Annotated in this window: 26 protein-coding genes and 1 riboswitch; of the genes, 7 read left to right on the top strand and 19 right to left on the bottom strand. The window is 72.3% G+C overall.

Translation table 11 applies throughout. From position 1 onward, the window contains the following. Positions 1-62: 62 nt before the first annotated feature. Both ACIQUQ_RS02670 and ACIQUQ_RS02665 read right to left on the bottom strand, forming a co-directional pair. On the bottom strand, positions 63-1,241 hold the full coding sequence (locus ACIQUQ_RS02670) for a PotD/PotF family extracellular solute-binding protein (protein ID WP_403970360.1): 1,179 nt from the start codon (positions 1,239-1,241) through the stop codon (positions 63-65). 105 nt (positions 1,242-1,346) lie between these two features. Beyond that, positions 1,347-2,786, bottom strand: coding sequence for a gamma-aminobutyraldehyde dehydrogenase (locus ACIQUQ_RS02665; RefSeq protein ID WP_399952814.1), 1,440 nt, complete (start codon positions 2,784-2,786; stop codon positions 1,347-1,349). A gap of 169 nt (positions 2,787-2,955) precedes the next feature. On the opposite strand from ACIQUQ_RS02665, the gene ACIQUQ_RS02660 reads away from it, so the two are divergent. From ACIQUQ_RS02660 to ACIQUQ_RS02635, 6 genes are all read left to right on the top strand, one after another. Beyond that, positions 2,956-3,459, top strand: coding sequence for an Lrp/AsnC family transcriptional regulator (locus ACIQUQ_RS02660; RefSeq protein ID WP_403661518.1), 504 nt, complete (start codon positions 2,956-2,958; stop codon positions 3,457-3,459). Then, positions 3,444-4,823: an aspartate aminotransferase family protein gene (locus ACIQUQ_RS02655; RefSeq protein ID WP_399952820.1), complete on the top strand. Its 1,380-nt coding sequence runs from the start codon at positions 3,444-3,446 to the stop codon at positions 4,821-4,823. Before ACIQUQ_RS02660 ends, ACIQUQ_RS02655 begins: the two co-directional genes overlap by 16 nt. A gap of 251 nt (positions 4,824-5,074) precedes the next feature. Beyond that, complete coding sequence (locus ACIQUQ_RS02650; RefSeq protein ID WP_403970356.1) at positions 5,075-5,860, top strand: ABC transporter ATP-binding protein; 786 nt, start codon at positions 5,075-5,077, stop codon at positions 5,858-5,860. Next, positions 5,842-6,909, top strand: coding sequence for a hypothetical protein (locus ACIQUQ_RS02645; RefSeq protein ID WP_403970353.1), 1,068 nt, complete (start codon positions 5,842-5,844; stop codon positions 6,907-6,909). Before ACIQUQ_RS02650 ends, ACIQUQ_RS02645 begins: the two co-directional genes overlap by 19 nt. 25 nt (positions 6,910-6,934) lie before the next feature. Next, positions 6,935-8,026, top strand: coding sequence for an LOG family protein (locus ACIQUQ_RS02640; protein ID WP_403970351.1), 1,092 nt, complete (start codon positions 6,935-6,937; stop codon positions 8,024-8,026). A 92-nt stretch (positions 8,027-8,118) separates the two neighbouring features. Continuing rightward, positions 8,119-9,030 (top strand): hypothetical protein, encoded by a 912-nt coding sequence (locus tag ACIQUQ_RS02635; RefSeq protein WP_403970348.1) that lies wholly within the window; start codon positions 8,119-8,121, stop codon positions 9,028-9,030. 47 nt (positions 9,031-9,077) lie between these two features. Here ACIQUQ_RS02635 and ACIQUQ_RS02630 read toward each other — a convergent pair whose 3' ends face one another. The 9 genes from ACIQUQ_RS02630 to rpsB form a co-directional block, all read right to left on the bottom strand. Continuing rightward, on the bottom strand, positions 9,078-10,106 hold the full coding sequence (locus tag ACIQUQ_RS02630) for an ABC transporter ATP-binding protein (protein WP_403970347.1): 1,029 nt from the start codon (positions 10,104-10,106) through the stop codon (positions 9,078-9,080). Next, positions 10,106-11,713 (bottom strand): ABC transporter permease, encoded by a 1,608-nt coding sequence (locus ACIQUQ_RS02625; RefSeq protein WP_403970596.1) that lies wholly within the window; start codon positions 11,711-11,713, stop codon positions 10,106-10,108. Before ACIQUQ_RS02625 ends, ACIQUQ_RS02630 begins: the two co-directional genes overlap by 1 nt. A gap of 68 nt (positions 11,714-11,781) precedes the next feature. Next, positions 11,782-12,882 (bottom strand): thiamine ABC transporter substrate binding subunit, encoded by a 1,101-nt coding sequence (locus ACIQUQ_RS02620; protein ID WP_403970345.1) that lies wholly within the window; start codon positions 12,880-12,882, stop codon positions 11,782-11,784. An 84-nt stretch (positions 12,883-12,966) separates the two neighbouring features. Beyond that, a riboswitch (TPP riboswitch) is annotated at positions 12,967-13,077 on the bottom strand. A 19-nt stretch (positions 13,078-13,096) separates the two neighbouring features. After that, positions 13,097-14,209 (bottom strand): 23S rRNA (adenine(2503)-C(2))-methyltransferase RlmN, encoded by a 1,113-nt coding sequence (rlmN, locus tag ACIQUQ_RS02615; RefSeq protein WP_403970342.1) that lies wholly within the window; start codon positions 14,207-14,209, stop codon positions 13,097-13,099. 174 nt (positions 14,210-14,383) lie between these two features. After that, positions 14,384-15,451: a phosphatidate cytidylyltransferase gene (locus tag ACIQUQ_RS02610; RefSeq protein ID WP_403970340.1), complete on the bottom strand. Its 1,068-nt coding sequence runs from the start codon at positions 15,449-15,451 to the stop codon at positions 14,384-14,386. Next, positions 15,451-16,008 carry a ribosome recycling factor gene (gene frr, locus ACIQUQ_RS02605; RefSeq protein ID WP_399953061.1) on the bottom strand — a complete coding sequence of 186 codons (558 nt, stop codon included), beginning with the start codon at positions 16,006-16,008 and terminating at the stop codon, positions 15,451-15,453. The genes ACIQUQ_RS02610 and frr overlap by 1 nt, the downstream gene beginning before the upstream one ends. A gap of 49 nt (positions 16,009-16,057) precedes the next feature. After that, the gene (gene pyrH, locus ACIQUQ_RS02600) at positions 16,058-16,837 is read right to left on the bottom strand and encodes a UMP kinase (protein ID WP_399952846.1); all 780 of its coding nucleotides are present in this window, start codon (positions 16,835-16,837) and stop codon (positions 16,058-16,060) included. Positions 16,838-16,993: 156 nt separating this feature from the next. After that, positions 16,994-17,830, bottom strand: coding sequence for a translation elongation factor Ts (gene tsf, locus ACIQUQ_RS02595; RefSeq protein WP_403970337.1), 837 nt, complete (start codon positions 17,828-17,830; stop codon positions 16,994-16,996). Positions 17,831-17,965: 135 nt separating this feature from the next. Next, positions 17,966-18,850, bottom strand: a complete 885-nt coding sequence (gene rpsB, locus ACIQUQ_RS02590; RefSeq protein WP_403970335.1) for a 30S ribosomal protein S2 — start codon at positions 18,848-18,850, stop codon at positions 17,966-17,968. Between the two features lie 269 nt (positions 18,851-19,119). Here rpsB and ACIQUQ_RS02585 point away from each other — a divergent pair, with 269 nt between their 5' ends. Next, positions 19,120-19,734, top strand: a complete 615-nt coding sequence (locus tag ACIQUQ_RS02585; protein ID WP_403970333.1) for a murein hydrolase activator EnvC family protein — start codon at positions 19,120-19,122, stop codon at positions 19,732-19,734. Here ACIQUQ_RS02585 and ACIQUQ_RS02580 read toward each other — a convergent pair. The 8 genes from ACIQUQ_RS02580 to lepB form a co-directional block, all read right to left on the bottom strand. Next, a complete protein-coding gene (locus ACIQUQ_RS02580; RefSeq protein ID WP_403970594.1) occupies positions 19,688-20,245 on the bottom strand; it encodes a TetR/AcrR family transcriptional regulator in 558 nt (185 codons plus the stop codon). The genes ACIQUQ_RS02585 and ACIQUQ_RS02580 overlap by 47 nt on opposite strands. Positions 20,246-20,296: 51 nt before the next feature. Next, a complete protein-coding gene (gene whiG / locus ACIQUQ_RS02575) occupies positions 20,297-21,133 on the bottom strand; it encodes an RNA polymerase sigma factor WhiG (RefSeq protein WP_399952857.1) in 837 nt (278 codons plus the stop codon). A 215-nt stretch (positions 21,134-21,348) separates the two neighbouring features. Next, complete coding sequence (gene dprA / locus ACIQUQ_RS02570) at positions 21,349-22,509, bottom strand: DNA-processing protein DprA (RefSeq protein ID WP_403970330.1); 1,161 nt, start codon at positions 22,507-22,509, stop codon at positions 21,349-21,351. A gap of 55 nt (positions 22,510-22,564) precedes the next feature. Next, complete coding sequence (locus ACIQUQ_RS02565; RefSeq protein ID WP_403970327.1) at positions 22,565-24,175, bottom strand: YifB family Mg chelatase-like AAA ATPase; 1,611 nt, start codon at positions 24,173-24,175, stop codon at positions 22,565-22,567. Next, positions 24,175-24,573: a YraN family protein gene (locus ACIQUQ_RS02560; protein WP_403970325.1), complete on the bottom strand. Its 399-nt coding sequence runs from the start codon at positions 24,571-24,573 to the stop codon at positions 24,175-24,177. The genes ACIQUQ_RS02565 and ACIQUQ_RS02560 overlap by 1 nt, the downstream gene beginning before the upstream one ends. A 179-nt stretch (positions 24,574-24,752) precedes the next feature. After that, positions 24,753-25,061: a DUF2469 domain-containing protein gene (locus tag ACIQUQ_RS02555; protein WP_006139554.1), complete on the bottom strand. Its 309-nt coding sequence runs from the start codon at positions 25,059-25,061 to the stop codon at positions 24,753-24,755. 55 nt (positions 25,062-25,116) lie between these two features. Further along, entirely contained in the window at positions 25,117-25,620 is a 504-nt protein-coding gene (locus ACIQUQ_RS02550) for an NUDIX hydrolase (RefSeq protein WP_403970591.1), read from the bottom strand. Positions 25,621-25,633: 13 nt separating this feature from the next. Then, complete coding sequence (gene lepB, locus ACIQUQ_RS02545) at positions 25,634-26,398, bottom strand: signal peptidase I (protein ID WP_403970322.1); 765 nt, start codon at positions 26,396-26,398, stop codon at positions 25,634-25,636. Positions 26,399-26,420 lie beyond the last annotated feature (22 nt).

Genomic DNA, 26,420 nt, shown 5'->3' with positions numbered 1-26,420 from the left:
TTGAACGCGTTCAAGAGTGTTCCTGAACACGTTCAAGAGTGTGCTGGGCAAGCCGGCCCCGGTCAGAGGCCCACGATGGAGTTCCAGCGGCGGGCCAGTTCGGGGCGCTCGTCCGGGGCGATGTCGCGGGCGACGGTGAGGCGCTTGCGCATCGCGGGGTCCGGGAAGATCAGCGGGTCCTCGGCGAGGGCCGCCGTCTCCGCGTCGTCGGAGTCCGCCAGGACGGCCTGTGCGGCCGGGACCGGGCAGACGTAGTTGACGTACGCGGCCAGCTCGGCGGCGACCTCCGGCCGGTAGTAGTGGTCGACGAGGGACTCGGCGTTGGCCTTGTGGGGCGCGAGGTTGGGCACGATGAGGCTCTCCGACCAGAGCTCTCCGCCCTCCTCGGGGACCACGAACTCGATGTCCGGGTTGTCGGCCTGCAGCTGGATGGCGTCGCCGGAGTAGGCCTGGCAGGCCAGCACGTCGCCCTTGCTCAGGTCGGAGGTGTAGTCGTTGCCGGTGAAGCGGCGGATGTGGCCCTTGCGGACCATGCGCTCGACCCGGTCGCAGGCGCGGTGGAAGTCGCCCGTGGTCCAGCGGGCGGTGTCGACGCCGTCGCCCTGCATCAGCAGCGCGAACGACTCGTCGAGGCCGGAGAAGAGCGTCACCTTGCCGGCGAGGTCGGGGTGCCAGAGGTCCGACACGGACTTCAGCTCCCGGCCCAGGGCACGCCGGTTGTAGGCGATGCCGGTGATGCCGCTCTGCCAGGGCACGGTGTGGGCGCGGCCGTCGTCGAAGGCGGGCGAGCGCAGCTGTGGGTCGAGGTGGCGGGCCACGTTCGGCTGGGCGGTGCGGTCCATCTTCTGGGCCCAGCCCAGGCGTACGAACCGGGCGGCCATCCAGTCACTGACGACGACCAGGTCGTGGCCGGTCTCCTGGCGGTTCGTCAGGGCCGGGCTGACCTTGCCGAAGAACTCGTCGTTGTCGTTGATCTCCTCGGTGTACCGCACGGAGATCCCGGTGCTCCGGGAGAAGGACTCCAGCGTGGGCCGGCGGGTCTCGTCCTCCTCGTCGACGTCGATGTAGAGCGGCCAGTTGGAGAAGCTGACGCTCTTGTCGCGGGCTGAGCGGTCGGCGGCGGAGCGCTGGTCCTCCGCGACGTAGGCGGCGGGCACCCCGCAGCCGGTGAGGGCGGCCAGCAGGCCCGTCGCGCCGAGCCCGCGCAGTGCGGTGCGCCGAGAGAAACCGAGTTCAGGCATGGGCCAAGACTCGCCGCACTCGGAAGGGGCGGGCAATAGACAAGGTGTCTACCGCCCGCCCCTTCAGGGCTCAGAGATGATCAGTACGGCGCGGGGCCGTCCGGATCAGCCGTCGAGCGAGGTCATCACGTGCTTGATGCGCGTGTAGTCCTCGAAGCCGTACGCGGAGAGGTCCTTGCCGTAGCCGGACTTCTTGTAGCCGCCGTGGGGCATCTCGGCGACGAGCGGGATGTGGGTGTTGATCCACACACAGCCGAAGTCGAGGTTCTTGGACATGCGCATGGCGCGGGCGTGGTCCTTGGTCCACACGGAGGACGCGAGGGCGTACTCGACGTCGTTCGCGTACTCCAGGGCCTGGGCCTCGTCCGAGAAGGACTGGACGGTGATGACGGGGCCGAAGACCTCGTTCTGGATGATCTCGTCGTCCTGCTTGAGGCCCGAGACGACGGTCGGGGCGTAGAAGTAGCCCTTGTCGCCGACCTGGTGGCCGCCCGCCTCGACCTTGGCGTGGGCGGGGAGGCGCTCGATGAAGCCCGCGACCTGCTTGAGCTGGTTCGGGTTGTTCAGCGGGCCGTACAGCACGTCCTCGTCGTCCGGCTGGCCGGTCTTGGTGTCGGCGGCCTGCTTGGCGAGCGCGGTCACGAACTCGTCGTGGATGGACTGGTGGACGAGCACGCGGGTCGCGGCCGTGCAGTCCTGGCCGGCGTTGAAGTAGCCCGCCACCGCGATGTCCTCGACGGCCTTGGCGATGTCGGCGTCCTCGAAGACGACGACCGGGGCCTTGCCGCCGAGCTCCAGGTGGACGCGCTTGACGTCCTTGGAGGCGCTCTCGGCGACCTGCATGCCGGCGCGCACGGAGCCGGTGATGGAGGCCATCGCCGGTACGGAGTGCTCGACCATGGCCTTGCCGGTCTCGCGGTCACCGCAGATGACGTTGAAGACGCCCTTGGGCAGCAGGTCGCCGAAGATCTCCGCCATCAGGATGGTGGAGGCCGGGGTGGTGTCCGAGGGCTTGAGGACCACGGTGTTGCCGGCGGCGATGGCCGGGGCGAACTTCCACACGGCCATCATCATCGGGTAGTTCCAGGGCGCGACCTGGGCGCAGACGCCGACCGGCTCGCGGCGGATGATGGAGGTCATGCCGTCCATGTACTCGCCGGCCGAGCGGCCCTCGAGCATGCGCGCGGCACCCGCGAAGAACCGGATCTGGTCGACCATCGGCGGCAGCTCCTCGCTGGCCGTCAGGCCCAGCGGCTTGCCGGTGTTCTCGGACTCGGCGGCGACGAGCTCGTCGGCGCGGGCCTCGATCGCGTCCGCGATCTTCAGCAGGGCCTTCTGGCGCTCGGCCGGAGTGGTGTCGCGCCAGCCCGGGAAGGCGGCAGCGGCAGCGGCCATGGCGGCGTCGACGTCGGCCTGGCCCGAGAGCGGCGCCGTCGCGAAGACCTCGCCGGTGGCGGGGTTGACCACCTCGGTGGTCCGCCCGTCGGCGGCGTCCTTGAACTCCCCGCCGATGTAGTTGCGCAGACGACGCAGTTCGGTGGTCACTACAGCCACACTCCTGATCACATGTCCAATGGTTGAGACGGTTCCCTAGCCTAGCTCCTGTGGCGACGCTTTCGACAGAGCCGAAGGCCACCAACTACGAAATCAGTGAGATCCAGTAGCCCGAACAACGAATTTCATCGATTCCGGGTTGCGGAACTGTCGACTCCTCGTGCACAGTGAGGTCGTGGTCAGTCGAAGCGCAGATTCCAGGAACCGGCACCCGTCCCCGTCGGTCGATGCTGTATCCCTGGCGATCATCGAGCAACTGCAGGAGGACGGACGCCGTCCCTACGCAGCCATCGGCAAGGCCGTCGGCCTGTCCGAGGCCGCCGTGCGCCAGCGAGTGCAGAAGCTCCTGGACCAGGGCGTGATGCAGATCGTCGCCGTCACGGACCCGCTCACCGTGGGCCTGCGGCGCCAGGCGATGGTCGGCATCAACGTCGAGGGCGACCTCGACCCCGTGGCCGACGCGCTGACCGCGATGGCCGAGTGCGAGTACGTGGTGATGACCGCCGGCTCGTTCGACCTGATGGTGGAAATCGTCTGCGAGGACGACGACCACCTGCTGGAAACCATCAACAAGCGGATCCGCACGCTCCCCGGCGTGCGGTCCACCGAAAGCTTCGTCTACCTGAAGCTGAAGAAGCAGACCTACATGTGGGGAACTCGATAACCGTGACCCAGGACCTGTCCAAGACCGCGTACGACCACCTGTGGATGCACTTCACCCGCATGTCCTCGTACGAGAAGAACCCCGTCCCCACCATCGTGCGTGGTGAGGGCGCCTACATCTACGACGACAAGGGCAAGCGCTACCTGGACGGTCTCGCCGGACTGTTCGTGGTCAACGCCGGACACGGCCGCAAGGAGCTGGCCGAGGTCGCCTACAAGCAGGCCCAGGAGCTCGCGTTCTTCCCCGTGTGGTCGTACGCGCACCCCAAGGCCGTCGAGCTGGCCGAGCGCCTGGCGAACTACGCCCCGGGCGACCTGAACAAGGTCTTCTTCACCACCGGCGGCGGCGAGGCGGTCGAGACCGCCTGGAAGCTCGCCAAGCAGTACTTCAAGCTCAAGGGCAAGCCGACCAAGTACAAGGTCATCTCCCGCGCGGTCGCCTACCACGGCACCCCGCAGGGCGCCCTGTCCATCACCGGCCTGCCGGCCCTGAAGGCCCCCTTCGAGCCGCTGGTCCCGGGCGCCCACAAGGTCCCGAACACCAACATCTACCGCGCCCCGATCCACGGCGACGACCCGGAGGCCTTCGGCCGCTGGGCCGCCGACCAGATCGAGCAGCAGATCCTCTTCGAGGGCCCCGACACCGTCGCCGCGGTCTTCCTGGAGCCGGTGCAGAACGCCGGTGGCTGCTTCCCGCCGCCGCCCAGCTACTTCCAGCGCGTGCGCGAGATCTGCGACACGTACGACGTGCTGCTCGTCTCCGACGAGGTCATCTGCGCCTTCGGCCGCCTCGGCACGATGTTCGGCTGCGAGAAGTTCGGCTACGTGCCGGACATGATCACCTGCGCCAAGGGCATGACCTCGGGCTACTCCCCGATCGGTGCCTGCATCGTCTCGGACCGCGTCGCGGAGCCGTTCTACAAGGGTGACAACACCTTCCTGCACGGCTACACCTTCGGCGGCCACCCGGTGTCGTCGGCGGTGGCCCTGGCCAACCTCGACATCTTCGACAAGGAAGGCCTCAACCAGCACGTGCTGGACAACGAGTCCGCCTTCCTGAAGACGCTGCAGAAGCTGCACGACCTGCCGATCGTCGGCGACGTCCGCGGCAACGGCTACTTCTACGGCATCGAGCTCGTGAAGGACAAGCACACCAAGGAGTCCTTCAACGACGACGAGATCGAGCGCGTGCTCTACGGCTTCCTCTCGAAGGCGCTGTACGACGCCGGCCTCTACTGCCGCGCCGACGACCGCGGTGACCCGGTCGTCCAGCTGGCCCCGCCGCTGATCGCCACGCAGCAGCAGTTCGACGAGATCGAGCAGATCCTGCGTTCGGTGTTCACCGAGGCCTGGACCAAGCTGTAAGGAAACCTGCCGAGGTTCGTCCAGGCACCCGTCCCGCCTGACGAACCCATGCGGACACACGGCCCGGATCCTCCGTTCGAGTGAGAACGCGAGGGTCCGGGCCGTGTGCTGTCCGGACTCGGCCGTCCCCCCTGCTTACGGTCCTCACGGTGCCCAGTGACCGATCGGCCCGCTGCTTCGTTCCCCCGGACGGGGGAAACGCGCAAGAGCGGCCGTCCGATCCGCAGTCGAAGTGAACCGAGGTGTACGTGATGGTGGCCCCGCCGGACAACGACGTGCTCTGGGCACGGTCCCTGCACCACACCCACCGGGGGTCCTCCCGGACGGAACCCGCAGGAGCGGGCGCCCCCGCCCTCGCCGGCGTCTCGGTCGGGGTGCGCGAGGGCGAGATCCTCGCCGTGACCGGCCCCCGCGGCAGCGGCAAGACCACCCTGCTGCGCTGCCTCTCCGGACAGCTCAGGCCCGACGAGGGCGAGGTCTGGTTCAACAGCGTCCCGGTCCACACGATGACCGCCCTCGTCCGCGAGCGCCTGCGCCGCGACCGCTTCGGCTGGATCGGCCCCGAACCCCGGCTCGTCCCCGAACTCAACGTCTGGGAGAACGCCGCCCTCCCCCTGCTGATCGCCGGCACCCCCCACCGCGCCGCCAAGCGCGCCGCCTCCGAATGGCTCGACCGGCTCGACCTGGACGGCCACGCCCGCCGCCGGCCCGCCGCGCTCAGCCACGCCGAGGCCCAGCGCGTCGCCCTCGCCCGCGCCCTGGTCAACCAGCCCGCCGTGGTCTTCGCCGACGAGCCCACCGCCCCACTGCACCTCGCCGACCGCGCCCTGCTCCTGCGCACGCTGACCACGGCCGCCCGCTCCCACGACATCACCGTCGTGCTGGCCACCCACGACACCGAGACCGCCGCCCAGGCCGACCGCACCGTCGCCCTCTCCGACGGCCGCCTCGCCGGAGCCGTCCCGCACACCACGGCCGGCTCCGCCGCCGGCCCCGGCGATGCGGAGGGCCGCGCCGCATGCTCACTCTCCGCCTAGCCCGGGGCTCCCGCCCCCTCGTCCAGGTGCGCCGGCTGCTGGTGGCCGCCGCCTCCGCCGGCACCGGCTTCCTGCTGCTCTTCATCCTGGCCTGCGCCGTCGCCCGGCCCGAGGGACAGCTGCCCCGGCTGCTGTGGTGCCTGGTCCCGCTGGCGCTCACCGTGCAGTTCGCCGTGGCCGTGGCCCGTACCGACCCGGCCACCCGGCCCCGCGAGGGGCTCTCCGCCGTCGGACTCGGCCCCGTGCGGCTGACCGTCGTCGCCGCCGTCTCGACCGCCATCGCCTGCACCCTCGGCAGCACCCTGGCGCTGCTCCTCTTCCTCCACCTGCGGGGGGACCTGTCGGGCCTGCCGTTCGACGGAGCAGCCGCCGCGGTGCTCCGGGCCGACCAGCCGTTCCCCGTCGCCGCCGGACTGACGCTGCTCGCCGTCGTGCCGCTCGCCGGGGCCGCCGGGGCCGCGCTCATCCCGCACACCCGGACGACGCGCCCGCCGCAGGAAGGCCTGCCCTGGGGGGTGGCCGCCTTCGCCGGCGGCCTCGCCGTCCTCGCGTCCGCCGGCGGCGGGACCGCCGGCGGGCTGCCCGGCTGGGTCCTGGTCACGGCCGGCCTGGCCCTGGCCGGTCCCGCGCTGGCCCACGGCTGCGGGGCGCTGGTACAGCTGGTGCGGCCCGGTGCCGTACGGCTGCTCGCCGGGCGGGCGCTCCAGGAGGAGGCCGGCCGGATCGGGCGTCCGCTCGGGGTGCTGTGCGCCGTCGCCGCCGGTGCCCTGGTCTCGCTGACCGGCGGCCCCCTGACCCTGCTGCCGCTGGGTCCGCTCACGCGGGTCGCCGCGGCGCTGGTCGGAGCGTGCGCCGCCGCGACCCTGCTGACCGCGGCCGTCGAGTCGTACCAGGAGCGGGAGGCCACCCGGTCCGCGCTGCTGGAGCTCGGCACCCCGGCCCGGGTACTGCGGTCCGCTGCGCTGCTGCGGACCGGCGCCCTCCTCGCGCTCTGCGTGCCGGTGGTCTGGGGTGTGGCGGAGCTGACGCGGCTGGCGCTCACCCGCTAGGGGGAACCGCCCGTAGGGTGGCCGGATGGCCAGTGCAGACATCGAGATCGAGACCCTCGCCGAATTCGACCAGGTCGTCGCCCGGGGCTCGCTGAGCGGCTACCGCGTCCAGTCGGTCAACCTGCTGGAGCGCACCTTCGCGCTGCTGTCGGCGGACACCTCCTCGGCGGTGTTCCTCGGCTGCCCGATGGAGCCCGACGCCGCGGCCAAGGTTCGGGCCGACGGCGCCCTGGTCTTCCCGCCCGTCCCCGACCTGCCCTTCAACCCGTACCGCGGGCTGCTCTACACGGCCGGCGAACTGTACGAGGGCCTGCCCGAGGGGTACGAGGCGACGCCCGACGCCCTCGCGTACGCCTGGTTCCAGCAGACCAAGGCCGACGGCGACGTCTTCTCCTCCATGCTCCGGTCCGTCCACGACGACGCCGTCTCCGACGCCCTCGACGAGCACCTGGCCGGCGCCCGCGTGGCCGGGGTGATGGGCGGGCACGCGATGGCCCGCGGCGGGGAGGCCTACGCGGGCGCCGCCCGGCTCGGCCGCACGCTGGCCCGCACCGGGCTGACCGTGGCCACCGGCGGCGGTCCCGGCGCGATGGAGGCGGCCAACCTCGGCGCGTACCTCGCCCCCTTCGAGGACGGCGCCCTCGACCTCGCACTCGACCTGCTGGCCAAGGCCCCCTCCTTCGAACCGTCGGTCACCGACTGGGCACGGGCCGCCTTCGAGGTGCGGGAGCGGTGGCCCGCGGGCGGCGACTCGATCGGCATCCCGACCTGGTTCTACGGCCACGAGCCGCCGAACGCCTTCGCCGGGCACATCGCGAAGTACTTCGCCAACGCCACCCGCGAGGACGGGCTGCTGGCCCGGTGCACCGCCGGTGTGGTGTTCCTCCCGGGCGCTGCGGGCACGCTCCAGGAGATCTTCGACAACGCGACGCCGAACTACTACGGGTCGCGCGGCGAGCCCACCCCGATGGTGCTGGTCGACCGCCGCCACTGGACCGAGCACCTGCCCGCCTGGCCGCTGCTGCAGTCGCTGGCCCGCGGCCGCGCGATGGAGTCGCGGATCGCGCTGGTCGAGTCGGTCGACGAGGTCCCGGAGGCCCTGGCCCGCCTGTCCTGACCTGCACTCAGGCCGGCGGAGGCAACCCCGGGCCCGGAAGACACGTCTGGCAGTCGTACCGCAAAACCTGCCAGACGCGAACGGAGCCTCCCGTGCTCATAGGCCTGCTGACCGCTGTGGCGGCGTCGATCTGCTACGGCACGGGATCCGTGCTGCAAGCCGTGGGCTCCCGGCGGGCCGCCCGTGCCGAGCCGGGCGCCGGCCTGACCCAGCACGGCGGCCCCAACCTGTCCTCCACCGCGAAGGCCGCGCTGACCTGGGAGTTCATCGTCGGCACGATCCTGGACTTCGTGGGCTTCGGGCTGGGCGCGCTGGCCGCCAGGCTCCTCCCGCTCTTCCTCTCCCAGACGGTGATCAGCGCGAACCTGGTGATCACCGCAGTGCTGAGCGTGAAGCTGCTGGGCATCCGGCTGAGCCGCAAGGAGTGGGCGTCCATCGGCGTCGTGTGCGGGGCGCTGGTGCTGCTGGCGACCGCCGCGGGTCACGAGGGCGGCCACCACGCGGAGCGGTCGACGCACTGGTGGCTGCTCGCCGTCACCGTCCTGCTCATGCTGGGCGGCACCGTCGCCGTACGCCTCCTGGGCGGCCGGGCCGCGATCCTGGCCGGCCTGCTGTCGGGCCTGGGCTTCGGCGCGCTGGGCGTCGGGGTGCGGATCCTGGACGGCATCGACCCGTTCGACCCTCCGGCGCTGCTGGCCGACCCGGCCCTGTACGCCATCGTGATCGCGGGCGTCGGCGGCATGTACCTGCACACGGTGGCCCTGCAGATCGGCTCGGTGAACGGCGCCACGGCGGCACTGGTCGTCGGCGAGACCGTGCTCCCGGGCGCGATCGGCGTCCTCTGGCTCGGCGACGCCTCCCGGCCCGGCTTCGCCTGGCTCGCGGCCGTGGGCTTCGCCCTGGCCGTGGCGGGCGCGGTGGCCGTCGCCTGGTACGGCAACCACGACACCCCGGCACCGGCGGAGCCCCCGACCGACCTCAGGGTCCCGGTACCGGCGCCGTAGGCCCGGCCCGGGATCCGCAGGACCCGGCCTGATCCGAAAGACCCGGCCTAGGCGTCCGGGAGGACGGCCACCTCGGACGGGGTGAAGGCGACGCCCACCCGGGCGCCGGGGTCCGCCGCGGACGCCAGGTCGCACTCGGCCTCCAGCTCCGGTCCCCCGCACTCCGGCCGCAGGGTGAGCGCGACGTGCGTGCCCCGGAACGTACGGGAGACCACGGAGCAGGGCAGGCCCTCGTCAGGGCGTACCAGCCGCACCCCCGCGGGCCGCACCAGCAGCCGGCCGGCCCCTTCCGGGGAGCCCTCCGGCACCGGGACCTTGCCCCAGGGGGTGTCGGCAGCAGGACCGGTCACGGTGGCCGGCACCACGTTGTCGAAGCCCAGGAAGCGGGCCACGAACTCCGAGGCGGGCCGCTGCCAGACCTCCAGCGGCGTCCCCGCCTGGGCGATCCGCCCGTCCCGCATCACGACCACCCGGTCGGCGAGCGCGAAGGCCTCGCCCTGGTCGTGCGTCACGGCCAGTACGGTCGTGCCGAGCCGGGAGAACAGCCCCCGCAGCTCGACCACCAGCCGCTCGCGCAGCCCGCGGTCCAGCTGGCCCAGCGGCTCGTCCAGCATCAGCAGCCGCGGCCTCGGTGCCAGCGCCCGGGCCAGGGCCACCCGCTGCTGCTCGCCCCCGGACAGCGAGGCGACGGCCCGGCGCCCCGCACCCGGCAGCCCCACCAGCTCCAGCAGCTCGGCGACCCGCGCCTCCCGCTCGGCCCGCCCGACCCCGCGCATCCGCAGCCCGAAGGCGACGTTGCCGCCCACGTCGCGCTGCGGGAACAGCTGGTGGTCCTGGAACATCAGGCCGACCCCGCGCCGGTGCACGGGGACCCCGCTCTGGTCGGCCCCGCCCAGCAGCACGCGCCCGGCGGCGGGCTGGAGCCCGGCGACCACCCGCAGCAGCGTGGACTTGCCGCTCCCGCTCGGGCCCAGCACACAGACGGTCTCGTGCTCGGCCACCGCCAGGTCCACGGCGTCCAGCACCGTCCGCGTCCCGAAGCGGACCGACACCGCGTCCAGTTCCAGCAACGTCATCAGAACTCCCCGGACCGCTCGGGCCGCAGCCGCTCCAGCACCAGCAGGGACACCGCGCACACCCCCATCAGAATCGTGCTCAGCGCCATCGCCTGCCCGTAGTTCAGCTCACCCGCGCGCCCCAGCAGCCGCGCCACGGCCACCGGCAGCGTCGGACGGTCGGGCCGCGCGATGAACACGGTGGCCCCGAACTCGCCGAGGGACACCGCGAAGGCGAACCCGGCGGCGATCAGCAGCGCCCGCCGCACCATCGGCAGGTCCACCTCCCGCCAGGCCCGCAGCGGCGACGCGCCGAGCATCGCCGCCGCCTCCCGCAGCCGCCCGTCCACGGCACGCAGCACGGGCAGCATCGTCCGCACCACGAAGGGCACCCCGACCAGTGCCTGTGCCAGCGGCACCAGGATCCAGGAGGTGCGCAGGTCGAGCGGCGGCTCGTCCAGCGTGATCAGGAACCCGAAGCCCACCGTCACCGCGGACACGCCCAGCGGCAGCATCAGCAGGGCGTCGAAGCCCCGCACCAGGCGGCCGGCGCGCCGCGTGAGCGCCGCCGCGGCCAGGCCGCCGATCAGCAGCGCGATGCCGGTGGCGGCCAGCGCGTACTGGAGAGAGTTCCAGACCGCCTCCAGCGGCGGGACGAGGAAGGTGCCGCCGTCGGAGGACTGGAGTGCCCGGTAGAAATCGGTGCCGTAGCCGCCGGGAGCGTCGAAGGAGCGCTCCACCAGGACGCCCAGGGGCAGCACGATCAGCAGCAGGACCGTCAGGAGCACCCCGCCGAGCAGCGCCCACTGCCCGAAGCCGGCCGGCCGGTGGGCCGTGCGGGCGGGATCGACCAGCCGGAGTGCGGTCTCGCGCCGGCGCACCGTCACGGCGTGCACGGCGAGGATCGCGCCCACGGCGGCGAACTGCACCAGCGTGAGCACGGCGGCGGTCGGCAGGTCCAGCAGCTGGGCGGTCTGCCGGTAGACCTCCACCTCCAGCGTGGCGTACCCCGGTCCGCCGAGGATCTGCACGACGCCGAAGGAGGTGAAGGTGAAGAGGAAGACCATGAGGGCCGCGGCGGCCACGGCAGGCGCGAGGGCGGGCAGCGTCACGCGCCGCCAGGCGCCGAACCGCCCGGCGCCCAGCACCCGGGCGGCCTCCTCCTGGCGCGGGTCCAGCTGGGACCACAGGCCGCCGACGGTGCGTACCACCACGGCGTAGTTGAAGAAGACGTGCGCGAGGAGGATCGCCCACACGGTGGTGTCGAGCCGTACGCCCCACAGCTCGTCCAGCATCCCGCCCCGGCCCAGCAGGGCCAGGAAGGCGGTGCCCACCACCACGGTCGGCAGCACGAAGGGGACGGTGACCACGGCCCGCAGCAGCTGCTTGCCGGGGAACTCGAAGCGCGCGAAGACGTACGCGCCGGGGAGCGCGATCAGCAGCGTGAGCGCCGTGGAGGCGAGCGCCTGCCAGGTGGTGAACCACAGCACCCCGGCGATGTCGGGCCGGGCGAGCACCTCGCCGATCCGGCCGAACTGCCAGCCGGTGCCGGTCTTGATCCCGCGGCCCACGATCGCGGCCACGGGCCAGGCGAAGAAGATCGCGAAGAAGGCGAGCGGCAGGGCCATCAGGCCCAGCCGCACCGCCGTGGCGCGCCGGGAGGAGCCCGCGGGCCCCTCCCGGACCGCGTCCTCCGCTACTTCAGCACGAGCGAGGTCCATGCCCCGACCCACTGCTCACGGTTCTTGGCGATCGCGTCCGGAGCGACGGTCTCCGGCTTCTCGATCACCACGCCGTGCTTGGTGAAGATCTCCGGCAGCTTCGCGTCCTTGACCACCGGGTTCACGAACATCTGGAGCGGCATGTCCTCCTGGAATTTCTTGCCGATCAGGAAGTCCAGCAGGGCCTTGCCGCCCGCCTCGTTCTTCGCGCCCTGGAGCAGGCCGGCGAACTCGGTCTGGCGGAAGCACGTGCCGGTGGAGACGCCGGTGGGCGCCACGGCCGGCTGCGGCTCGCCGTACAGCACCTCGACCGGCGGGCTGGAGGCGTAGGAGACGACCAGCGGGCGGTCGCCCTTGGCCTTCTTGCCGCCCGCGGAGCCGGAGAAGCGCTCGTTGTAGGCCTGCTCCCAGCCGTCGACGACCTCGACGCCGTTGGCCTTGAGCTTGGTCCAGTAGTCCTTCCAGCCGTCCTCGCCGTACTTGCCGACGGTCGCGAGGAGGAAGCCGAGGCCGGGCGACGAGGTCGAGGCGTTCTCGGTGACCAGGAGGTTCTTGTACTCGGGCTTGACCAGGTCGTCGAGGGTGACCGGCGGGGCCAGCTTCTTGTCGGCGAAGTACTTCTTGTCGTAGTTGACGCAGATGTCGCCGGAGTCGACCGGGGTGACGCGGTGCTGGTCCTTGTCGAGCTGGTACTGCTCGGGGACCTCCGCCAGGCCCTTGGCCTCGTACGGGACGAAGATGCCGTTGTCGAGGGCGCGGGAGAGCAGCGTGTTGTCGACGCCGAAGAAGACGTCGCCGCGCGGGGAGCCCTTGGTGAGGATCTCCTGGTTGAGGGCCGCGCCCGCGTCACCGCTCTTGAGGACCTTGACCGTGTAGCCGGTCTGCTTCTCGAACTCCTTCAGCACGGCCGGGGTGGCGTTGAAGGAGTCGTGGCTGACGAGCGTGACCGTCTTGGACTTGGGCTCACCGCTCGGGGCCGCGCCGTCCTTCTCGTCGCCGTTGCCGCAGCCTGCGAGCGCGGCCGCGCCCAGGGCGGTGGCCAGCACGGCGCCCGCCATCTTCTTGGTGGTGCTCACGGAACATTCCTCCTGGAGTGACCAGGAGAAGACGCGGCCCCGCCCCGGCGCTCTGGGAGCGGACGCCGGGGCAGGGCGCAACAGCTTGAGTGGTGACCGAACTTCCTACCCGGAATGACCCGGGCGAGGTTCAGAGGGTCTGCGGCGTGACGGTGCCCGCACTCTCAGCGCTGTGGCGCTCCCCTGTCGGAATATGCAGATGTACGGGGCCAGGTTACCGCTCGCTGGCGGCGAGCTGTCCGCACGCTCCGTCGATCTCCTGGCCACGGGTGTCGCGGACGGTGACCGGCACGCCGTGGTTGGCGATGGCCTGGACGAAGGCCCGCTCGTCCTCCGGACGGGAGGCGGTCCACTTGGAGCCGGGGGTCGGGTTGAGCGGGATCAGGTTGACGTGCACCCGCTTGCCCTTGAGGAGGCGTCCCAGCAGGTCACCGCGCCAGGCCTGGTCGTTGATGTCGCGGATCAGCGCGTACTCGATGGAGATGCGGCGGCCGGACTTCTCGGCGTACTCCCAGGCCGCGTCGAGGACCTCGCGGACCTTCCAGCGGGTGTTCACGGGGACGAGGGTGTCGCGCAGCTCGTCGTCGGGGGCGTGCAGGGAGACGGCGAGGCGGCACTTGAAGCCCTCGTCGGCGAACCGCAGCATGGCCGGGACCAGGCCGACGGTGGAGACGGTGATGCCGCGCTGCGACAGGCCGAGGCCGTCGGGCTCGGGGTCGGTCAGGCGGCGGATGGCGCCGACGACCCGCTTGTAGTTGGCCAGCGGCTCGCCCATGCCCATGAAGACGATGTTCGACAGGCGGGCCGGGCCGCCCGGGACCTCGCCGTCACGCAGGGCGCGCATGCCGTCGACGATCTGGTGGACGATCTCGGCGGTGGACAGGTTGCGGTCGAGGCCCGCCTGGCCGGTGGCGCAGAACGGGCAGTTCATGCCGCAGCCGGCCTGCGAGGAGATGCACATGGTGACCCGGTCCGGGTAGCGCATCAGGACGGACTCGACGAGCGTGCCGTCGTGCAGGCGCCACAGGGTCTTGCGGGTGGTGTCGTCGTCACAGCTGATGTGCCGGACCACGCTCATCAGGTCGGGGAGCAGTTCCTGCTGGAGCTTCTCGCGCGCGGCGGCCGGGATGTCGGTCCACTCGGCCGGGTCGTGCGCGTAGCGGGCGAAGTAGTGCTGCGAGAGCTGCTTCGCGCGGAACGGCTTCTCACCGATCGCGGCCACGGCCTCGCGCCGCTCGGCGGGCGAGAGGTCGGCGAGGTGCCGGGGCGGCTTCTTGGCCCCCTTGGGCGCGACGAAGGTCAGTTCTCCCGGAAGGGGGCGGGCCATGATCGGTTTCTCCTCAGTGCGACGAGGCCTGGCCGGCCTCCGTGGAAAACGGAGCCGATGGCATTGGCGCGACCGGCGCCAGGAGACCTCACAGGGCGTCCCCCCGCGGCTCGCGGGGGACGAGAAAGGCGCGCCACTCGGGAGTGACGCGCCTTCCAGGATACCCGGGACGGCTCAGCCGGTGCCCACGAAGAGCGCCAGCAGCAGCCACACCACCGGTGCGGTGGGCAGCAGCGAGTCCAGCCGGTCCATGATCCCGCCGTGACCGGGCAGCAGCGTGCCCATGTCCTTGATGCCGAGGTCCCGCTTGATCATCGACTCACCGAGGTCGCCCAGGGTGGCGCTGACCGCGACCGCGAGGCCCAGCAGCAGACCCTGCCACCAGCTGCCCCCGTCGATCAGGAACTCCATGCACAGCGCACCGGCCGCCATCGCGAAGGCCACGGCACCGAGGAGTCCCTCCCGGGTCTTCCCGGGGCTGATCCGCGGGGCGAGCTTGTGCTTGCCGAAGCGCCAGCCCACCGCGTACGCCCCGGTGTCGCTGACCACTGTCAGGACCAGGAAGGTGAGCACCCGCTGCGGGCCGTCGTCGGCGGTCAGCAGCATCGCCACGAAGGTCGCGAGGAACGGCACGTAGAACGCGGCGAAGACGCCGGCCGTGACGTCCTTCAGGTAGCCCTCGGGAGGCTCCGTCATCCGCCACACGAGCACGGCGAGCGCGGTCAGGGCCATCGCGACCCAGGCGCCCTCGGCCCCGCGCACGTACCCGGCGACGACCATCGCGGCGCCGCCGACGGCGAGCGGGACCAGGGGCGCGTTGATGCCCTTGCGCTCCTGGAGCCGGGAGGTGAGCTCCCACAGCCCGACGACCACCGCGACCGCGATGACGCCGACGAAAACCGCCTTCACGATGAACAGCGAGGCGAAGATCACGGCACCGAGGCCGACGCCGACCCCTATGGCGGCGCGCAGGTCCCGCCCCGCACGCTTCTTCGGCGGCGGGGAGGAGGCCTCCTGCGGGGCCTGGGGCGGGGGCGTGGGCATGGGCTCCTGCGGCGGCGTCTCGTCGCGGAACAGGGGGCCGCTCGGCTGAGCCGCCCCCCGGTCGCGTGGTTCCCGGTCTTCGAAGTCTCGACCGGCGGCGTCGGGCACGATGGGCATGGGCCGAGTCTGCGGCCCTCCGAGCACATCGTATGCGGGACCCGCCGGTACCGGCTCCGCCGCCCAGGAAGAGTCGTTCATCAGACCTCGAGGAGCTCGGCTTCCTTGTGCTTCAGGAGCTCGTCCACCTGCGCGACGTACTTCGCGGTGGTGTCGTCGAGCTCCTTCTCGGCGCGGCGCACCTCGTCCTCGCCGGACTCCTTGTCCTTCACGAGCTTGTCGAGGGCGTCCTTGGCCTTGCGGCGCACGGAGCGGATGGAGACCTTCGAGTCCTCGGCCTTGCCGCGGGCGACCTTGATGTAGTCGCGGCGGCGCTCCTCGGTGAGCTCCGGGAAGTTGACCCGGATGATGCGGCCGTCGTTGCTCGGGTTGACGCCGAGGTCCGAGTCGCGGATGGCCTGCTCGATGTTGCGCAGCGCGCTCGCGTCGAACGGGGTCACCACGGCCATGCGCGGCTCCGGCACCGAGAAGGACGCGAGCTGGTTGATGGGGGTCAGCGCGCCGTAGTAGTCGGCCACGATCTTGTTGAACATCGCCGGGTGCGCACGGCCGGTGCGGATCGCGGCGAAGTCCTCCTTGGCGACCACGACGGCCTTCTCCATCTTCTCCTCGGCCTCGAGGAGGATTTCTTCGATCACCACGTGCTCCTGCATGTCTTGAGTGGATGGTTCGGGCGGGGTGGGTCGCTCAGGCCCGGGTGCCCTGGTCGCTCACGAGCGTGCCGATCTTCTCACCCTTGACGGCGCGCGCGATATTCCCCTCCGCGAGCAGCTCGAAGACGAGGATCGGCAGCTTGTTGTCGCGGCACAGCGTGATGGCAGTGGCGTCGGCGACCTTGAGGTCGCGGGCCAGCACCTCGCCGTACTCGAGGGCGTCGAACTTGACCGCGTCGGGGTTGGCCTTGGGGTCGGAGTCGTAGACGCCGTCGACACCGTTCTTGCCCATGAGCAGGGCCTCGGCGTCGATCTCCAGGGCGCGCTGGGCGGCCGTGGTGTCGGTGGAGAAGTAGGGCATGCCCATGCCGGCGCCGAAGATGACGACGCGGCCCTTCTCCAGGTGGCGCACGGCGCGCAGCGGGATGTACGGCTCCGCGACCTGGCCCATGGTGATGGCGGTCTGCACGCGGGAGTCGATGCCCTCCTTCTCCAGGAAGTCCTGGAGCGCGAGGCAGTTCATCACGGTGCCGAGCATGCCCATGTAGTCGGAGCGGGCCCGGTCCATGCCGCGCTGCTGGAGCTCGGCGCCGCGGAAGAAGTTGCCGCCGCCGATGACGACGGCGATCTCGGCGCCGTCGCGGACGACCGCCGCGATCTCGCGCGCGATCGCGTGCACGACGTCGGGGTCGACGCCCAGTCCCCCGCCGCCGGAGAAGGCCTCGCCGGACAGCTTCAGCATGAAGCGGCGGCCCTTCTTGTCGTGGTCGCTCTTGTCGTCGGAAGCGGTGTGGGGGTCCACGCCCTGATTCATGGAGATCTCCTCGTGCACATACGAAGAAGGCCATTGCCGGGGTCCTTGCGGTTCCCTGTACGGCAATGGCCTCCTCGTCAGATCTGCGGTCGTCCGGCGCGAACGCGGACGACTGCCTCAGACCCTACCGGGGTCCGGTGTCCGTCGCGTACGGACTCAGATGCCGACCTTGATGCGGGTGAAGCGCTTCAGGGTGACACCGGCCTCGTCCAGGATCTGCTGGACGGACTTCTTGTTGTCCAGCGCGTAGGGCTGGCCCAGGAGCGTGGCGTCCTTGAAGAAGCCGTTGAGGCGACCCTCGACGATCTTCGGCAGGGCGGCCTCGGGCTTGCCCTCGGCGCGGGTGGTCTCCTCGGCGACGCGGCGCTCGGACTCGACGACCTCGGCCGGGACGTCTTCCTTGGCCAGGTACTTCGGGGCGAACGCGGCGATGTGCTGCGCGACGCCCTTGGCGAGGTTGGCGTCGGCCTTGTCCAGCTCGACCAGGACACCGATCTGCGGGGGCAGGTCGGGCATGGTGCGGTGCATGTAGGAGTAGACGAAACCGTCGCCGTACTGCGCGAAGCGGTCCAGGACGATCTTCTCGCCGAGGTTGGCGTTGGCCTCGTCCACGAACGCCTGGACGGTCTTGCCGGCCTCGATCTCGGAGGCGAGCAGCGCCGCGATGTCCGCCGGGGAGGTGGCGGCCACGTGCTTGGCGATGTCGGCGGCGACGGCCTGGAACTTGTCACCCTTGGCGACGAAGTCGGTCTCGCACTTCAGCTCGACGAGCACACCGGAGGTGTTGTCGTCGGCGAGCAGGGAGACGACGGCACCGTTCTCGGCGGAGCGGCCCTCGCGCTTGGCGACGCCCTTCTGGCCCTTGATGCGCAGGGCCTCGACGGCCTTGTCGACGTTGCCGTCGGACTCGTCCAGGGCCTTCTTGCAGTCCATCATGCCGGCGCCGGTGAGCTCGCGGAGCTTCTTGACGTCAGCGGCGGTGTAGTTCGCCATGAGTCTGTGATTCTCTCTCGAAGTCGTAGATCTACGGGTGAACGGCGGGGGCCGGTGCCTTGTGAGCACCGTCCCCCGTCGTCATCGTCCGTGCTGGGAGTGCCCGGCAGGTGAACGCCGGGCTCTCTCAGTGGGTCAGGCCTGCTCGGCGTCCGCGGCCGGAGCCTCGGCGGCGGGGGCCTCGGCAGCGGGGGCCTCGGCAGCGGGGGCCTCGGCGGCGGCGGGGGCCTCGTCGGCCTTCTTCTCGCCCTCGAGCAGGTCGCGCTCCCACTCGGCCAGCGGCTCGCCGACGGTCTTGTCGCCCGGCTTCGAGTCACCGGCGGCAACGCCGGAGCGGGCGATGAGGCCCTCGGCGACGGCGTCGGCGATCACGCGGGTGAGCAGGGTGACGGAGCGGATCGCGTCGTCGTTGCCCGGGATCTTGTAGTCGACCTCGTCGGGGTCGCAGTTGGTGTCGAGGATCGCGACGACCGGGATGTGGAGCTTGCGCGCCTCACCGACGGCGATGTGCTCCTTCTTGGTGTCGACGATCCAGACGGCGCTCGGCACCTTCTGCATCTCGCGGATACCACCGAGGGTCTTCTCCAGCTTGGCCTTCTCGCGGGAGAGGACCAGGAGCTCCTTCTTGGTGAGGCCGGAGGCGGCCACGTCCTCGAAGTCGATCTGCTCGAGCTCCTTGAGGCGCTGCAGACGCTTGTAGACGGTGGAGAAGTTGGTGAGCATGCCACCCAGCCAGCGCTGGTTGACGTACGGCATGCCGACGCGGGTCGCCTGCTCGGCGATGGCCTCCTGGGCCTGCTTCTTCGTGCCGACGAACATGATGGAGCCGCCGTGCGCGACGGTCTCCTTGACGAACTCGTAGGCGCGGTCGATGTACGACAGCGACTGGAGCAGGTCGATGATGTAGATGCCGTTGCGCTCGGTGAAGATGAAGCGCTTCATCTTCGGGTTCCAGCGACGGGTCTGGTGACCGAAGTGGACGCCGCTCTCCAGCAGCTCCCGCATCGTGACGACGGCCATGGCCGTACTCCTTGATTGCTCGGTTACCGCGACCACCGGACGGCGGTCGCGCCTGACGCCCCGACGCGCCGTGCCACGAGGGACCGAGGAGCGCGGCCACCGGTCGTGATCGACCAGGTGGCGGGGCGTGCGAAGTCGACCCGGTGACCCGGATCGCCACAAGAAGTGTACGGGACCCGGGACCGTGCCGGGTGACGCGCCTGTCCACAGCGGGCCGCCCGTCCACAGGCCCGCCCGCCCCGCCGGCCCCCGGCGGGATGCTGCGGGACATGACTCCCCTGCTGCTCGGCCTGGTCCTGACCCTGCTCGCGCCGTTCTCCGGATACGGCGCACCCGCCGCCCCGTCCGCCGGGTACGGGCTCCCGCGCGCCGCCCCCGTGACGCCCGCCCCCGGCCGCCCGGGGCCCCTGGCGGTGCGGCCGCTGCCGGCGCCGCTGCGGCTGCTGCGCGGCTGGCTGCCACCGCCGACCCCGTACGCGGCGGGGCACCGCGGAGTGGACCTGGCCGCGGCGCCGGGCACGGAGGTGCGCGCGGTGGCCGCCGGGCGGGTGCACCACGCCGGGCCGGTGGCGGGGCGCGGGGTGCTCTCGCTGACGGTCGCGGGCACGCCGCTGCGCACGACGTACGAGCCGGTGCGCCCGCTGGTCGCCGAGGGCGAGGCGGTGGCCCGGGGACAGGTGGTGGCGGTCACGACCGCCGGCGGGCACTGCGGCGAGCCCTGCCTGCACTGGGGGCTGCTTTCGGGCGAGGCCTATCTGGACCCGCTGTCCCTGCTGCCGCGGACGGCGCCGCGGCTGCTGCCCCTGTCCGGCGACCCGGGCCCCGGGACCGGGCGGGTCAGCCCCGCACGCCCCGCATGGCCATCGCCACGGCCACGTCCGTGATCGCGGTGGGGTCCTCGGCGGCACCGAGTTCGATGCGGCGGACGGCGGCGTCGACGATGCCCTGGAGCAGGGTCGCGGCCAGCCTGGGCTGGTCGTGGCCCAGCGCCGCGAGCGCCTCGACGATCATCGCGACCAGTCCGCCGTGCGCGGCGCGGATCTTCTCGCGGGCCCCGGCGTCCAGTTCGCTGGCGGAGATCGCCACGACCGCGCGGTGCCGCCGGTCGCCGACGAGGGCCAGCTGGCTCCGCACGTAGGCCTCGATCTTGGCCTCGGGGGTCTCCGCCGCCTGCATGGCGGCCTCGATCTCGGCGGCCCAGACCGGGAAGTCGACGGCGCACAGCTCTTCGACGACCGCGGCGCGGGAGCGGAAGTACTCGTAGACGGAGGAGCGGGCCAGGCCCGTCCGCTCGGCGAGGGCGGGGAAGGTCAGCGCTTCCGTACCGCCTTCGGACAGCAGGGAACGCGCGGCATCCAGCAGGGCGGCGCGCTGCATCGTCCGGTGCTCGGCCACGGAGGCCGCTCGAATCCTTGGCACGCCTCCACTTTACGGAGGGGCGCAAGGTCAGCGGCCGACGTCCGCCAGTTTGGCGCGCAGCTGGAGCACGGACTTGGTGTGGATCTGGCTCACCCGGCTCTCGGTCACCCCGAGGACGTTGCCGATCTCGGCCAGCGTGAGGCCCTCGTAGTAGTACAGGGTGACCACGGTCTTCTCGCGCTCCGGCAGGGTGTTGATGGCCCGTGCCAGCAGCCTGCGCAGCTCGCGGTCCTCGGCGACCTCGACCGGGTTGTCCGCGGCGGTGTCCTCCAGGGTGTCCATGAGCGACAGGCGGTCGCCGCCCTCGCCGCCCACGTGCAGCAGCTCTTCCAGGGCCACCACGTTCGCCAGGGACAACTGGCTGAAAACCGCGTGGAGTTCCTCCACGCCGATGCCCATTTCCGAGGCGACCTCGGTCTCGGTGGGGGTGCGCCGCAGCTGGGCCTCCAGCGTGGCGTAGGCCCGCTCGACGGCCCGGGCCTTCTGCCGCACCGAGCGCGGGATCCAGTCCAGGGCCCGCAGTTCGTCGATCATCGCGCCGCGGATCCGGGTGATCGCGTAGGTCTCGAACTTGATCGAGCGGTCGATGTCGAACTTCTCGATGGCGTCGATCAGTCCGAAGACCCCGGAGGAGACGAAGTCGGCCTGTTCGACGTTGGGCGGGAGGCCGACGCTCACCCGGCCGGCCACGTACTTCACCAGGGGCGAGTAGTGCAGGATCAGCTGCTCGCGCAGGCGCTCGTCGGCGGTCTCCTTGTACGACCGCCACAGCTCGTCCAGGGAGGAGGGTGCGGGGGCCCGGACGCCCTCTCGGGCGGCGGGGGGTGCCGCGGCGCGGTCAGACCCGGAGGTGTGCTGGGGCATGCGTCGCCTTGAGCCGTTCTGCAGTCGGGATCCTTGGGAGCGTAGCGTGACTGGAGTGTCGCGGTGCGCGAAGAGTACGGGATCGCGCGCGGGTACAGGGGCGTCCGCGGTGACGCCGACGGCCCCGGGCCCGCGCCTCGCGCACGGGCCCCGAGGGTGCCACCGGGAAGACGGCGTATCTCATCGCCTTCACCCTTTCACCGGATCGCCCCAGGTCAAGGACCGCCTCGCCGGGGGCCGGCGGATTGCCCGGCGGCGTCATCCGCCGGAGTGGTCAACCGCCAGTCATCGCCCTGCCGTTCGACGAACCCCAGAGAGTGAAGTTCGTACAGTCTGCCGATGACTTCATCGGTGCTGGTGCCCGCGCCGAGAGCGAGTTCCCGCACGCCTGCCGGCCGCCCGGCCGGCAGGGCTTCGAGGACCCGCGCCGCGGCGGGGTGCAGCAGGTCCCGGGCGACGACGGGGCCGCGGCGGCCGGGGGCCAGCTCGCCCATGGCTCCGACCTGTTCGACCACTTCCGCCGCGTCCGTGACCAGGACCGCGCCGCCCCTGACCAGCTCGTGCACCCCGGCCGACAGCGCGCTCGTGGCGGGCCCCGGCACGCCCATGGTGTGCCGCCCCAGCCGCTGCGCGGCGCGGGCGGTGACCAGCGAGCCGCTGCGGTAGGCGGCCTCGACGACCACCGTGCCGCGGGTCAGGGCCGCGATGACGCGGTTGCGCAGGACGAACCTGCTGGGCGTGGGATGACTGCCGGGCGGCAGCTCCCCGACGACCAGGCCCTGGGCCGCGATCCGCCGCAGGAGCCCGTCGTGGCCGCGGGGATAGCTGGTGTCGACCCCGCAGGCCAGCACCGCCGCCGTGGCCCCCTCGGCCGCGAGCACGCCCCGGTGCACGGCTGCGTCGATCCCGTACGCGGCACCCGAGACGACGACCCAGCCGCGCTCGGCCAGGCCGGCGGCGAGGGTGGTCGCCATGTGTGCCCCGTACGGAGTACACGCCCGCGCACCGACGAGTGCGACCGACCGCAGTGCCCAGGTGCGGAGGTCGTGCCGGCCCCGCACCCAGAGCCCCACCGGCCGGGCGTCGCCGAGGTCGTCCAGCTGGGTGGGCCACTCCGGACCGCCCGGGGTGACGAACCGGCCGCCCACCGCCGCGACCGCGTCCAGGTCCCGCCCGGGCTCGGCCGCCGCGGCCCTTCTGCGGTACCCGGCGAGCCGGTCGGGCCCCACGCCCGTCAGGGCCCCCTCGGCCGCGCCCGGGTCCCGCAGGAGGCGCACCAGCTCCGCCGCGCCGAACCGCCGCAGCCAGCGCCCCCCGTGCTCCTCGCCGGGCTCCAGTACACGGGTCAGCGCAGCCCGCGCCGTCAGCTCGTCCACCGCGCCACCCCACTCCACCCCCGCCGCCGGCGCACGCGGCACGCCTTCCGCGCGCTCACACCGGCTCCCCCACGGCCGCGGGCGTCCCGCGGGCCACGCCGGTGCGCAGCTCCAGGGCGACGGCCACGTCCAGCGCCTCCGGGCGGTCCCGCCCGCGCAGGTCGGCCACGGTCCAGGCGACCCGCAGCACCCGGTCCAGCCCGCGGGCCGTCAGGAGTCCCCGGTCGAGGTCGCGTTCGGCCGGACCGAGCGCGCCGGGCGCCACCTGCCAGCGGGTGCGCAACTCGTGCCCCGGCACCTCGGCGTTGACCGCCCAGGGGGTGCCGGCCAGCCGGGCGGCGGCCCGTGCCCTGGCCTCGCGCACCCGGGCGGCGACGGCCTCGGTGGGCTCGCCGCCACCCCGGCCGAGCAGGTCGGCGCGGCTGACGGGCTCGGCCTCGACGCGGAGGTCGACGCGGTCCAGCAGCGGCCCCGAGAGCCGTGCCTGGTACCGGCGGATCGCGGACGAGGGGCACTCGCATCCGGTGCCGTGCCGCGAGAACCGCCCGCACGGGCACGGGTTGGCGGCCAGCACCATCAGGAACCGGGCGGGCAGCCGGACCACCCCCGCGGCCCGCGCGATGACCACCTGGCCGGACTCCAGGGGCTGCCGCAGCGCGTCCAGCACCTTGGGGCTGAACTCGGGGGCCTCGTCGAGGAAGAGCACCCCGCGGTGGGCCAGGGAGACGGCCCCCGGCCTCGGCATGCCGTTCCCCCCGCCGACCAGGGACTGCATGGTGGCCGAGTGGTGGGGCGCGCAGTAGGGCGCGCGGGCCACCATGGGCTCCCCGGGCGGCAGGATCCCGGCGACGGAGTGGACGGCGGTCACCTCCAGGGACTGCCTGCGGGTGAGCGGCGGCAGGATCGCCGGGATCCGCTCCGCGAGCATCGTCTTCCCCGCACCGGGCGGCCCGCTCAGGAAGAGGTGGTGGCCGCCGGCCGCGGCCACCTCCAGGGCCCTCCTGGCCACCGGCTGGCCCGCGACGTCCGCGAGGTCGGGCGGCACCCCGTCCGCTCCCGCCGCCCCGGTGCCCGCACCCGCTCCGGGCACGAGCAGGCCCGCCAGCATCGGGTCCGGCCGCCCGGGCTCCTCCGGCGCCTCCTCGGGCACCTCGCCGTCGGTCAGCACGGCGATCAGCTGCCGCAGGCTGCGCACCCCGAGCACCGACACCTCGGGCACCAGGGAGGCCTCGGCGGCGGACTGGTCTGCGACCACCACCTGGCGGTACCCGGCCTCGGCCGCGGCGAGCACGGCGGGAAGCACCCCGCGCACCGGCCGCACCCGGCCGTCCAGCCCCAGTTCGCCGATCAGCACCAGGTCCTCGATCGCCCGCGGGTCCACCCGCTCCGCCGCCGCGAGCACCGCCGCGGCCACGGCCAGGTCGAAGCCGGAGCCCGACTTGGGCACGGCGGCCGGACTGAGCCCCACGGTGAGCTTCTTCTGCGGCCAGTCGGCACCGGAGTTCACGACGGCGGCCCTGACCCGGTCCCGGCTCTCGACCAGCGTCTTGTCGGGCAGCCCCACCAGCGTGAACGCGGCCACCCCCGGCTCCAGGTCGGCCTGGACCTCCACCACCACACCGTCGACGCCGACGAGCGCCACCGAACAGGTCCGCGCGAACCCCATCAGGCCACCCCCCTGACGTGCTCCACGACGGGGGCCCCGCGCCGCGGCAGCACCACCCCGACCAGGTCGATCCTGACCCCGCCGCCCGGTGGTCCCCCGTGGTCGGCCAGCCAGCGGCCGGCGAGCCTGCGCAGCCGGGCGGCCTTCGCGGGGCGGACGGCCGCCATGGGGTGCTCGAAGGCGCCCTCCCGTCGGGTCTTCACCTCGCAGACCACCAGGGCGTCGCCCTCCCGGGCCACGATGTCGATCTCCCCGCCCCGGCACCGCCAGTTCCGCGCGATCACCGTCATCCCGGCCTCGGCCAGCCGCCGCGCGGCCAGCTCCTCGCCGTACCGTCCCAGCGCCCGCCGCGCCCGGTCCCCCTGCGCCTCGGGCCCTCCGGCCTCGTGTGCGTACATCCGGCACCACCTCCGGCACCGAATCTCCCGCACCCGCCCCCACAAAGTGGATCTTGGTGGACAGTCCGCCCGATGTGGACAACCCCGTCACCCACTCGGGTGAAAGACCCCCGCAGCCGGGGCCCGGACGCCCCCACGGCCCGAGCGGCCGCCGGACCCATGGCCCGGCGGCCCCGCGATCAGCTCCCCGGAAGTTCGAGGTCGCTCTTGTTGAGCTCCTCGATGTTCACGTCCTTGAAGGTCAGCACCCGCACCTGCTTCACGAACCGCGCCGGCCGGTACATGTCCCACACCCAGGCGTCGGCCATCGTGACCTCGAAGAACACCTCGCCCTGGACCGAGTGCACCTGCATCTCGTAGTCGTTCGTCAGGTAGAAGCGCCGCTCCGTCTCGATGACGTATTTGAACAGCCCGACGACGTCGCGGTACTCCCGGTAGAGCTTCAGCTCCATCTCGGTCTCGTACTTCTCGAGGTCCTCGGCGCTCATGGCATGTTCCCCTTCAGCCGTGCGTCCCCCTATTGTGCGCCAGCAGAGTGGGCCCCTAAACGATTTCCGGGGCCAGCACCACCGGCACATCCGGAGGACCCTCGACGAGCAGCGTGCGCAGCAGCTCGGCGAGCCTGGTCGGGTACACCGTCTCACGGGCCGCCGACAGTTCCTCGGAGGTCCACCACCTCGCCCCGGCCACGCTGCGCCGCTCCAGCTCCGTCAGCCCGCCCATCACCGTCGCGGTCTGGTCGGTACGTGCCAGGAAGTACCACTCGTCCTGCTCCCAGCGGCGCCCGTCGAAGGGGAACTCGCAGTAGCGCCGCCACAGCACGGGCCCCAGTTCGACCCGGGTGATCCCGGTCTCCTCGGCCAGCTCCCGCAGGGCGGCCTCCTCGCGGGACTCGCCCTCCTCCAGCCCGCCGCCGGGGGTGAACCACCAGTCGTCCGACGGGTCCGCCGGCTCGAAGCCGTGCAGCAGCAGGATCCGGTCCTCGGGGTCCAGCAGGATCACCCGCGACACCAGGCGCGGCACCCGGGCACCCGGCTCGGCCGACACCGGCCCACCGCCCTCAGCGGACACCGGCCCGCTCCCGCCGCCCGGCACCCTGGCCCGTACGCGACCCCCCGCGCCCGGCGGACCGCTTTGCCAGCGGCCCGTACGCCGCACCGCCGAGCACCAGCAGCGCACCCGCCACGATCGCGCCCAGCACCGGCTTCACCGGCCCGGCGGCCGAGATCCCGCCCGGCAGCGCCCCGAAGGCCCCGGGCCGCTCCAGCATCTGCGGCGACGGCCACGCCACCGCGTCGACCCGGGCCGTCACGGCGGACCGGGACACGGTCCCCTGCCCGGCCTCCTGGAGGTGCGCCCGGGAGTCCACCGAGGCTCCGCGCCGGTCGCCCAGCAGGAAGAGCTTGCCCTCGGGCACCTTCACCTCGAAGGGGATCTCCGACGCCATGCCCCGCGCGGTGTCCAGGTACGGCTCGTCGACCTGCACCCCGTTCACCGTGAGCCGACCGCCCTGGCCGCAGCACTTCACCGTGTCCCCGCCGACCCCGACGACCCGCTTGACCATGGGCGCGTTGCTCCACATGGCGTCGGTGAAGATCACGACGTCCCCGCGCCGCACCTCGTCACCGTCGATCCGCTCGGCCAGCACCCGGTCGCCCGGCTTGACCGTGGGCATCATCGAGTCCGTGGGCACCGTGTAGGGCTGGTAGAGCATCGCCCCCCACACGAAACCGCCGAGGAAGAGCACAAAGCCGACGGCCACGGCCAGCCCGGACAATGTGTTGCCCAGGCGGCCGCGGCCGTCCTTGCGTGCTGTTCCGCCCATCCCAGCGCCCCCCACCTTCGGA

This window comes from Streptomyces sp. NPDC101118, assembly GCF_044759445.1.
In the GTDB taxonomy this organism is placed as follows: domain Bacteria; phylum Actinomycetota; class Actinomycetes; order Streptomycetales; family Streptomycetaceae; genus Streptomyces.
Note: the sequence above shows the minus strand (reverse complement) of the source record. Positions and strands in the feature narration are given on the sequence as shown.